Raw genomic sequence first — 8,457 nt, forward strand, 5'->3', positions numbered from 1 at the left:
TGTGCTCTTTAAAAAAATATATATGAGCACCCTGGATGATCTGAGCTCTTACATAAACACCTTGGATTTAAAAGAAATGATGAGGCGGGCTGAATATTCTCTGGAACGCCATCCTGTTGCAGAGATAGAGATCATGGTCAGGCAATGCATGGTTTATTTTAATATGGATATAGCATTTGATGTATTTATGCTTGTTGGACTGGATGGGATTGATGGAGCGGCACCGATTTCAGATAAGCCGTTCTTGTTTTTTGGTCTTGAGAGAATGAATCATTCTGATCTGAGTATATTAATTCCACATGAATTCAATCACCTTTGCCGGTTTCAGTATTTAAAGAATGTAGAAGATCTACATCATCTTACAGTCAAACAGCTGACAGTAGCTGAAGGTCTTGCCGTACTCACACCGCTTGTGATGAATAATCTGCGACTGACAAATGAGAACCTTTCCAGCACAATGATGATAACTGTTGAAGAATATAAAGCATTGCAAAAGAGAACTGAACGGATTGTTTCTGAAATGACAAATGACTTTGACAGCCCATTATCTCCTGAACTCCTTGCTAAATACTTTATGGCTAACGCAGACTCAGATCTTCCCGGGAAGTCGGGCTACTTCTTTGGAGTGATGATCATCACACTATTACTGCAGAAAGGATATTCCTTAAAAGAGCTATCGTATAAAAAGACAGAAGAAATAGTAGCGTTATATGAACAAATATCATAAATGAGCAATGTCCGTACGAGCTGCTATAACTGAATAAGAAAAGTGTTTGTAATAGACCTTTGTCTATTTTGTTTTCTATGCCGTCAAGAGTCTTCAAGTACTTCCATTATAAATCGATACACTTCCACATCCATCCCAAACTGCAGGTTATTCCCGGGATTTTCAGCATGAAACTGCTCGGCCTGTTGTCGAAGTGCTGGATCATTTTTTGAAAAAGTATTAATCATCTCATTCCATTCAGCTGCAAGCTGCTGTACATAACCGTCGTTAGGTGAAGTGCTTTTTTGTATTTCGATGCGGATTCGGGAGATCAGGTTTTCAAACCGCTGTTGTGCAGCTGACAGGGTATCTGAATCAAGTGTGTCGTAATGTTCCCTTATTCTTTCAAGCTGTTCCTTCGTAAAATATTTTTCTTTACTCAGCTTCATCGCTTCCATCAGTCTTGTGAGCTCCTGAATGGTCATCATCTGATTACTCTGGGTAATTCTTAGAGCACCTTCAAGTTCCTTTAGAAGCGTCTGTTGAGCCTGGATATTCTGTTTGACACGCTGAATTTGAGTTTTAAGAACATCTGCAGCAGTCTGCTCCGGTTTGTTTGATGTTAAATGATGAATATCTTCAAGCGGCATGCCCATTTGCTTCATGGACAGGATTGGCTGAAGACGGATCAAATCCTCTTTTGTATATAAACGATGACCGGATTCAGTATGCTCTGAAGGTGAAAACAGCTTGATCTGATCATAATAACGTAATGTACGGATCGTAAGGCCGGTTAGTTCAGCTACCTCACCAATTTTCCACAGCTCATTCATTTGTTTGCCCTCCATGATCCCTCAAAGTAAGTTGAATAAATCCTGTTGTCCGAAACGATACGTTTTACCGCAAATATGACAAAATGCTTCAATCTCTTCATTTTGTTCAATCGCTTTCTTTATCTCTTCTTCATTCATTGACAGCAGCATGCCGTAAAACATTTCCTTTGTGCAGCCGCAAAAGAATTGTGTTGAGCTGGAACCAATCATTTTTACGTTTTCAAATCGCTTTTCTAACTCTTCAGATAAAGCAGTATTTAACCTGCTTACCAGATTAGGCTGCTGGTTAAAAGCATGTTTGACTAAAGAAAGCAGGGCGGAAGGTGCTCCGGGTAAAAGCTGGGCATACACTGCATTGCTTGATTGAATCTCAGCATTCTCATTTAATTGAAGTTCAGTCAGTATAAAAGTAGGCGTCTGATCACTTTGAGCAAAATAATTCGCAATATCCAGATCGATATCCTGATTTGGCATCGTTGTGAAGCTTGTGAACTGATTCATTCCGGTACCTTTAATCACACGGATCCTGCCATTCGGACCAATCACGTCTTTCATAAAAGCATTTTCATAAACTTCAGCTTTTAAAAGACCTTCATTCAAATATCCGCTTACATTTCCATTCGCTTCTGTCTCAGCAAAAAGCTGATATGCAGGCTGACTCATTGTTATCTGCAAATTCATTCGTTCTTGCCCTTTTAAACTTCCTGAAAGGATACTCATAGCTGATACAGTTTTACCCAGCATAAGCTTGAGCGGCAGTGGAGTATTCTCATGTAATTCAAAAAGCTCCTGAACAAGCTCTGTATTATTTACAAAATATAAACGTACCTGACCATCAAAGACTAACGTTTTATTAATCTGATTACTCATCTGCACTCTCTCCCATACATAAACTGACGTTGACTTCACTATAAAACATGACGTTACGTAAGGTTCAAGAGTAAAATACATTTATTAAATATTTTCTTTCTTTTTATACTGGTCAATCCGGTAAGCAAAGATAATCTCAGATATGATCAGCGCAATGATCAAAGCAGTCAGAAATGGTCGAGAAGCATCAAAAATATCCAGCATGATTACAGCAAATGTAAAAATCAAAACACCTATCAGCAAAGAACGCTTGAAAATCTTCATCATCTGACTTCCACACCCTTTCCGGGTAAAAGTATAATTTTACAGCTTCTTACCACAACGGTTCATCCTGATCACTAAGTTTAATTGCAAAAGGGAAAATAAGAATGAACAATACACTCCAAAATCCGATCGTCATAATGCGCTGCGACTCAGAGGAAATATATTGCCGCTTCCCGCAGACAGGGCAGTCACGGCCATTGTTTGAAAAGCCTAGCCTCCAGATATCACGCTGGTTCCATTTAGTATGACAGTTTGTACATCTTGGCATGGTAGTCACTCCCTTTGTTACTCGTACGATTTCAGGGAGAAGAAGTTTCGAAAATATGTAAATTGAACAACAAAGCAGTCAGGCCGAAACCTGACTTCTTTGCTTTACCTGTTACTATGCTGCTTGTCCTTATTAACCCCGCATCCGCAATCAGAATCAGTCTCACCATGCAGACCCAGTTCCTGAGCAAATTCCTCAGTCCTGTTTCTTTCATGCTCAACCTTCATTCCCTTTGGCGTCTGGGGAAGAGATCTTTTGTTTTTTGAAGGCGTTTGATGATTCGAACGACTCAACAGAAAAACCTCCTTTTTTATAAGGTACCTTACTAATATGGACAGCCTCGCTGATTTTATTTATTAAATGTTCATCCAAATTTTTCAGTAAACGCATAAAAATGATCCCTGACAGCCATCGTAATAAATAGAAAACAGTGGAGGGATCAGAAATGGATCAGCAGACAGATGTTAGCTGGAAAGAGGATCAGGTGATTATACAGATTCACAATTCAGTTGAAAATGCAGAAGAAGCAGTAAGGCAGGCGCGAACAAACCCTGTATACGAAAGAATTAAGGAGGCATTTGAAAAGATTGAAAGGGCGGAACGCAGCTGTACGAATGCAATGCAAGCGAGAGGTGACAGTAAACCGGTGCAGGAGCTGCAGGATAGATTGAATAAAAATAAAGATGCGCTGAATCAACTTCATTAATTATGAAAGAAGGGTCTGAATCGATGTCTACCGGCAAATTAACGATCACAAAAGAAGAAGAATGTATCAGGCTCTGGGCAGAGCAGGCTGAACCAGCACCTCATCCGCTTCCCGTTGAAGAGGCGATCGTTTCAGATATTGAAAAAAAGTCGTCTTATTGAACCTCAATAATGTAACCAGAACGAAAGCGTATTTTGAATTTTATTGTAAGCACCCCGAGGTTCATTGGGCTCTACTTGCGCATCTGGTATCGAGAAACGGCGGCTGGAATATGACCGATTTAAAGGGCAGTCTTCTTGAACATGTTTTTACAGCACAGTCCAGAATAGACTTTTTCAGTTTTTTAGAGAAAGCCAATGCCTTTATTTTTCATGACGCCTATCCGCAGCTACTGTTATATGAAAAAAGCAAGGAAGAGAATAAGAACTATATGCATTTGCTTCCTCAATTTGGTGTATCAGCTTTTATGGAGCCTATCTGGCAAACATTTCTGCAACATCAACATTCACAGCTTTTAACGATTGCATTAATTATTAATGAACAGCATTATATCGAAACACGTCTGATATCGAATGCGTATTACCGCACGCATGTGTATGAATCTTTACTCTTTAAATATCAGGAATTTTTTCATCTCAACCATGTGATTTTTCCTTATGAGGTGGATCAACGTGTAAAAGTAATCGGGTTGAACGTCAGTCATTTTGCTCCACTCGAACAAAGAATAGAGCTTGGTAAGAAATTGTATGGCATGCTGTATGCCTCTCCTTACCAGCTGAAAAACATTTTGCGTTTTGTTGAGAGTAAAACTCATACAGGGTCGAGATCGGACTATTGGCCACACGTATTTTCTTCAAGGCAGAGCAGGGGTATTTTTAGTCCTGAGCTAAATACTGCATGGGAAAACCATGAGCACGTTTTTACGAATGAAGACTGGTATCAAACCGGTGGTGCACTTCAATATTTTGAGGAAGTTACGCTGCCTGAAAAGCTTGATGTCACCAGAAAATATGCTAGTACGCTTGCGATCGTAAGGACAGGTGCGGGTTTGCTATCTCTAAAAGATAAATTTATAAAAGAAGCTCATACTAAAGGGGAAAAGGAGTGAAAAATGTGGGGCAGAACCATCAGTTTAAGCCGGGTCAGAAAGCACCGAACAATGGCTATTATGTTGAAATAGGTGAAACAGGAAGTCAGGTTAACGATCCGGCTCAGATCAAACTTGAGGCTGGAGATGAATTCCCTGAAACCAAAAATCAGAATAGGGTTTGGATGCCGAAGAGAAAGCCTTAATCTCAGAAAACTTTCCCATAATATAAAAAATGACCCACCTTGGTCCGCATTGTTAAGAGGCGTGGTGGGTTCTGTTAACCGTATTGTATCAATAAAAACAATTACTATAAATAGGTTAGAAACGATCGTTTACTATCATTGAATCTCACTAACCTTCACAACTGCCTTACCAAGATTCTTCCCTTTGAACAAATCAAGAAAAGCATCGACTGTATGATCAAAACCTTCTGTTACAGTCTCCTCGTACTTCAGCTTTCCTTCACTAAGCCAGCCTGCAAGTGCTTCTGCGCCTTCTTTGAAGCGTGAAGAATAATTGCCGACTGTGAAGCCCTGCATGAGTGAGCTGGTCTTGATCAGATAGCCCTGCACGCGAGGTCCCATATCCCGTTCCGCTTTATTGTAGCCTGAGATTGCACCGCAGACAGGAATACGGGCGAAGTTGTTCAGAAGTGGCAGTACGGCATCGCCGATTTCGCCTCCTACGTTTTCAAAATACACGTCAATGCCATCAGGGCAATGTTCCTTCAGTGATTTATAAACATTTTCCGTTTTATAATTAATCGCAGCATCGAAGCCAAGCTCGTCTTTCAGGTAGCTGATTTTCTCATCAGATCCTGCGATTCCTACTACACGTGCACCTTTAATTTTAGCAATTTGCCCCACAACAGAACCAACTGCACCGGCAGCACCTGATACGACAACTGTTTCGCCTTCTTTAGGTTTACCGATATCAAGAAGTCCGAAGTACGCAGTCAGGCCTGTCATACCGAGTACGCTTAAGTAAGCGGAGGCAGGTGCCTGCTTGTGATCGACTTTACGGATTTCATTTTCTTTTACAACAGAATATTCCTGCCAGCCAAGTGAACCGATGACAACGTCACCTTTTGAAAAGCGGTCTGACTTGGATTCTTCAACCTGCGCAATCACAGCACTTGAAAGCACTTCATCCAACTTAAACGGTTCAATATAGGATTTGCCCTCGTTCATTCTTCCGCGAAGATAAGGATCTACGGAAATGTAAACCGTGCGGACCAGTACTTGACCCTGTTCAGGTGAACCGATCGGCGCATCTACAAACTTGAAATCATCATGTGTCGGTGTACCTTTTGGTCGGTTAATTAATTGAATGGTATTTTGCATGATCTAATCCCTCCAGTGAGTGTCTATATGTCATACCCATATCTTAATCTTATTGAACATAAAGTTAAAACGATTTGTTCTGGATAAATGTTGAAACTTTTAACAGTCAGTTGCGTAAAAATATATTAATCACTCAACTTTATGAGAAGGAGGATTTCAAATGAATTTCGTTAGTGACAGAGATGTAAAGGGATTTTTCAATGGAAATGCATCTGCTATTTTAATTGTAAATGGAATCCTTGGTATCTTATTCAGTATGATCCCATTGAATAATCAATGGCCGTTTTTTTTACTGATTTTTGCGATCATCACTTGTATTCAGTTAATTATATCGTGGCGTTGGTGGAAAAATGGAATGGAAATTGTCAGGTATCGTTCGTTGACAGCATATATGATGACGATGAGCAGCCTTTGTATCTTTGCTGTGTTTCCGATTTTCAGAATTACTTTTGGCTCAACTCTTTTTTGGATGTTAATGACGCTTTATTTTGCTGTCATGGCTGCAGGTCTGTGGCAGCGTGAAGTCATCTTCCGTGCCTGGAAAAGACCTCACAAATCAGCAATAGCTAAAGCCAGCTTTCTGATTTTTGGCGTTATTTTTATTGCAGCTGTGTTAGGGGGAAGTGCTTTTGAAAGAATGGCAGAATCAACAGGCGCGTTCTATGTAGGAATCATTTCTTACCTTCTGGCGCTGCTTATGCTCTTGATTGCCCCGGCTTTATTGAAAAAGCCAATTAAAAAATAACCAATCCGGTTTTTATTGAACATGCAAAAAGAAAATAATCAATCACAGCACTGATCGCCCAGTGTATGCATTTACGTATAGTATACATAACGATGTCCGGTAAGAGGATTATTATTGAATAAAGAATAAGTAAACCCCTCTTATCTGGGAGTTAGCTAAAACCCCCTTGTGTCCAGAAAACTATTTTGGCATTGTAATTCAATTGCATAGGCAAAAATCAGAAGCGTGTGATTAAAACTCGCTTCTGATTTTGTTTTGAATGATTGTTTATAGGATGAAATACCCATATTGTAACGCGATTGAACATTTGGATATAATGATCTGCTTTTGCATTTCAATTCTGATCCGCCTGCTTTGCTTTCCGATCAGCTTCAATTGCCTGCTCAAGCTTGTCCATAGTGAACAGCCAGAGAATCGACACTCCGATTAAATAGAGTGCGATGATTGAGAGCGCATCACTCATTGTCTCTCCGATAGGGGCTCCGTTGAAATACTGTATGGTTGTGTAGGCCGTGAAGTAGAGAAGCGGTCCTATAATATAAAATGTTGCGTAGATTAGTTTTTTTGGATCCATATTTCCTCCTTGTGAATCAATATGGTTTTGTGCTGAATTGGGGTGAAAGGCTGGGCGGACAGCCTTACAGCGTGGAATTTATTCCTTCAGGCTGATTTGTAATTCCCTCAGTGCTGTATTTATTTCCTTCAATTTAAAAATTATTCTATCGATTTTAGAATTTATTCCATCAGCGACCTTGTTATCACCATATTTCCATCACTGTCCGCGTTTATTCCTTCAGCACAGCCACTTGATTCCTTCAGGTTCAGTTATTATTCCTTCACCTGCCCATCAGCCATCAATTCTGATTGTTCGAGTCATCTGAAAGCCTCTGTCTTAATTCTCCGCGATCCCCATACATAATCCGCTCAATCTTTCCTTCTTCAGTTGTGATGGCTTCTCCCTCAAGATCGTATTGTTCTGCTCCGCTGTTACCGCTCTCATATTCAACTGTAAAAGTGAAACGATATATTTTTGGATTCTTTTCGCTTCGGGTGATTTCGATGTCAGAAGTGCTCATGTTATAGTCATGTTCATAATGACTATAAAAATATGCAGGTGTGACATTTAAAAAATCCTCATATCCATCCTCAGTAAAATAAGCAGCATAAGTATCAGCCATATAATCTTCCCATTCCTGATATTCAGGACTCTGCAGGTAAACATCATATTCTTCCTGATTCTGAGCCTCCTGCTGTAATTCCATAGCAGTATTGGATAATTCAATGTATGTCTCATCAGGGCCATTGAACTCTTCTTCAATCACTGCCTGAATGGCTTCCTTACTTTTATCAGTTTCTTCAGCTGCTCCTGTATCTGAACAGCCTGTGATTAATAAAACAGAGAGGACAAAAAACATCATACCGGCCAATTTGCTCAACATTGTTTTGTTTTCGTGAAAAGTATTCATGGTTTGCCTCCTTTTCGATTTGTAATTACCTTATATACGAAAGAATTGTAAAAAGGTTTCAATTTCCTGGTTCATCACCAAAAGTCGTGGGAACCTGTTTCTAAACAAATGCGATGAAACAGGTTTTGTTCATTGCGATACCCATAACCGCGGCGTTTAATCAGTT

General features: G+C 39.9%; 14 protein-coding genes. 6 read left to right on the forward strand and 8 right to left on the reverse strand.

Annotation, left to right across the window (positions count from 1 at the left end):
• The first annotated feature begins 76 nt into the window (after positions 1 to 76).
• Positions 77 to 727, forward strand: a complete 651-nt coding sequence (locus KP77_RS02790; RefSeq protein WP_160289493.1) for a DUF2268 domain-containing putative Zn-dependent protease — start codon at positions 77 to 79, stop codon at positions 725 to 727.
• A gap of 83 nt (positions 728 to 810) precedes the next feature.
• On the opposite strand, the gene KP77_RS17475 is transcribed toward KP77_RS02790, so the two are convergent.
• The 5 genes from KP77_RS17475 to KP77_RS02810 form a co-directional block, all read right to left on the reverse strand.
• Positions 811 to 1,539 carry a MerR family transcriptional regulator gene (locus KP77_RS17475; protein ID WP_052473926.1) on the reverse strand — a complete coding sequence of 243 codons (729 nt, stop codon included), beginning with the start codon at positions 1,537 to 1,539 and terminating at the stop codon, positions 811 to 813.
• A 21-nt stretch (positions 1,540 to 1,560) separates the two neighbouring features.
• Entirely contained in the window at positions 1,561 to 2,409 is an 849-nt protein-coding gene (locus tag KP77_RS02800; RefSeq protein ID WP_041121185.1) for an Hsp33 family molecular chaperone HslO, read from the reverse strand.
• An 84-nt stretch (positions 2,410 to 2,493) separates the two neighbouring features.
• The gene (locus tag KP77_RS02805; protein ID WP_152614650.1) at positions 2,494 to 2,676 is read right to left on the reverse strand and encodes a hypothetical protein; all 183 of its coding nucleotides are present in this window, start codon (positions 2,674 to 2,676) and stop codon (positions 2,494 to 2,496) included.
• A 46-nt stretch (positions 2,677 to 2,722) separates the two neighbouring features.
• On the reverse strand, positions 2,723 to 2,941 hold the full coding sequence (locus KP77_RS17780; protein ID WP_084218566.1) for a hypothetical protein: 219 nt from the start codon (positions 2,939 to 2,941) through the stop codon (positions 2,723 to 2,725).
• Positions 2,942 to 3,045: 104 nt separating this feature from the next.
• Positions 3,046 to 3,234 (reverse strand): hypothetical protein, encoded by a 189-nt coding sequence (locus KP77_RS02810; protein ID WP_041121187.1) that lies wholly within the window; start codon positions 3,232 to 3,234, stop codon positions 3,046 to 3,048.
• 152 nt (positions 3,235 to 3,386) lie between these two features.
• On the opposite strand from KP77_RS02810, the gene KP77_RS02815 reads away from it, so the two are divergent.
• Genes KP77_RS02815 through KP77_RS02825 form a run of 4 tightly spaced genes read left to right on the forward strand, consistent with a single transcriptional unit; the run spans position 3,387 to position 4,940 of the window.
• Entirely contained in the window at positions 3,387 to 3,647 is a 261-nt protein-coding gene (locus KP77_RS02815; RefSeq protein ID WP_041121188.1) for a hypothetical protein, read from the forward strand.
• Between the two features lie 23 nt (positions 3,648 to 3,670).
• A complete protein-coding gene (locus tag KP77_RS18055) occupies positions 3,671 to 3,808 on the forward strand; it encodes a hypothetical protein (RefSeq protein WP_160289494.1) in 138 nt (45 codons plus the stop codon).
• Positions 3,805 to 4,755 carry a DUF2515 family protein gene (locus KP77_RS02820; protein WP_052473927.1) on the forward strand — a complete coding sequence of 317 codons (951 nt, stop codon included), beginning with the start codon at positions 3,805 to 3,807 and terminating at the stop codon, positions 4,753 to 4,755. The genes KP77_RS18055 and KP77_RS02820 overlap by 4 nt, the downstream gene beginning before the upstream one ends.
• A gap of 5 nt (positions 4,756 to 4,760) precedes the next feature.
• Positions 4,761 to 4,940 (forward strand): YjzC family protein, encoded by a 180-nt coding sequence (locus KP77_RS02825; RefSeq protein WP_041121189.1) that lies wholly within the window; start codon positions 4,761 to 4,763, stop codon positions 4,938 to 4,940.
• A gap of 135 nt (positions 4,941 to 5,075) precedes the next feature.
• Here KP77_RS02825 and KP77_RS02830 read toward each other — a convergent pair whose 3' ends face one another.
• A complete protein-coding gene (locus KP77_RS02830; RefSeq protein ID WP_041121190.1) occupies positions 5,076 to 6,080 on the reverse strand; it encodes an NADP-dependent oxidoreductase in 1,005 nt (334 codons plus the stop codon).
• A 160-nt stretch (positions 6,081 to 6,240) separates the two neighbouring features.
• Between KP77_RS02830 and KP77_RS02835 the strand changes: the two genes are divergently transcribed.
• Positions 6,241 to 6,825: a hypothetical protein gene (locus KP77_RS02835; protein ID WP_041121191.1), complete on the forward strand. Its 585-nt coding sequence runs from the start codon at positions 6,241 to 6,243 to the stop codon at positions 6,823 to 6,825.
• A gap of 334 nt (positions 6,826 to 7,159) precedes the next feature.
• On the opposite strand, the gene KP77_RS02840 is transcribed toward KP77_RS02835, so the two are convergent.
• Together KP77_RS02840 and KP77_RS02845 are read right to left on the reverse strand one after the other, a co-directional pair.
• The gene (locus KP77_RS02840) at positions 7,160 to 7,399 is read right to left on the reverse strand and encodes a hypothetical protein (protein ID WP_041121192.1); all 240 of its coding nucleotides are present in this window, start codon (positions 7,397 to 7,399) and stop codon (positions 7,160 to 7,162) included.
• 280 nt (positions 7,400 to 7,679) lie between these two features.
• Positions 7,680 to 8,291 carry a hypothetical protein gene (locus tag KP77_RS02845; protein WP_041121193.1) on the reverse strand — a complete coding sequence of 204 codons (612 nt, stop codon included), beginning with the start codon at positions 8,289 to 8,291 and terminating at the stop codon, positions 7,680 to 7,682.
• Positions 8,292 to 8,457: the final 166 nt, after the last annotated feature.

This window comes from Jeotgalibacillus alimentarius (assembly GCF_000829445.1).
Classification (GTDB): Bacteria; Bacillota; Bacilli; order Bacillales; family Jeotgalibacillaceae; genus Jeotgalibacillus; species Jeotgalibacillus alimentarius.

Bases quoted from the DNA above. Each gene is read 5' to 3' on its own strand.
- KP77_RS02790 (WP_160289493.1), top strand. From the start codon at position 77: ATGATGAGGCGGGCTGAATATTCTCTGGAACGCCATCCTGTTGCAGAG.
- KP77_RS17475 (WP_052473926.1), bottom strand. From the start codon at position 1,539: ATGAATGAGCTGTGGAAAATTGGTGAGGTAGCTGAACTAACCGGCCTT.
- KP77_RS02800 (WP_041121185.1), bottom strand. From the start codon at position 2,409: ATGAGTAATCAGATTAATAAAACGTTAGTCTTTGATGGTCAGGTACGT.
- KP77_RS02805 (WP_152614650.1), bottom strand. From the start codon at position 2,676: ATGATGAAGATTTTCAAGCGTTCTTTGCTGATAGGTGTTTTGATTTTT.
- KP77_RS17780 (WP_084218566.1), bottom strand. From the start codon at position 2,941: ATGCCAAGATGTACAAACTGTCATACTAAATGGAACCAGCGTGATATC.
- KP77_RS02815 (WP_041121188.1), top strand. From the start codon at position 3,387: ATGGATCAGCAGACAGATGTTAGCTGGAAAGAGGATCAGGTGATTATA.
- KP77_RS18055 (WP_160289494.1), top strand. From the start codon at position 3,671: ATGTCTACCGGCAAATTAACGATCACAAAAGAAGAAGAATGTATCAGG.
- KP77_RS02830 (WP_041121190.1), bottom strand. From the start codon at position 6,080: ATGCAAAATACCATTCAATTAATTAACCGACCAAAAGGTACACCGACA.
- KP77_RS02835 (WP_041121191.1), top strand. From the start codon at position 6,241: ATGAATTTCGTTAGTGACAGAGATGTAAAGGGATTTTTCAATGGAAAT.
- KP77_RS02840 (WP_041121192.1), bottom strand. From the start codon at position 7,399: ATGGATCCAAAAAAACTAATCTACGCAACATTTTATATTATAGGACCG.
- KP77_RS02845 (WP_041121193.1), bottom strand. From the start codon at position 8,291: ATGAATACTTTTCACGAAAACAAAACAATGTTGAGCAAATTGGCCGGT.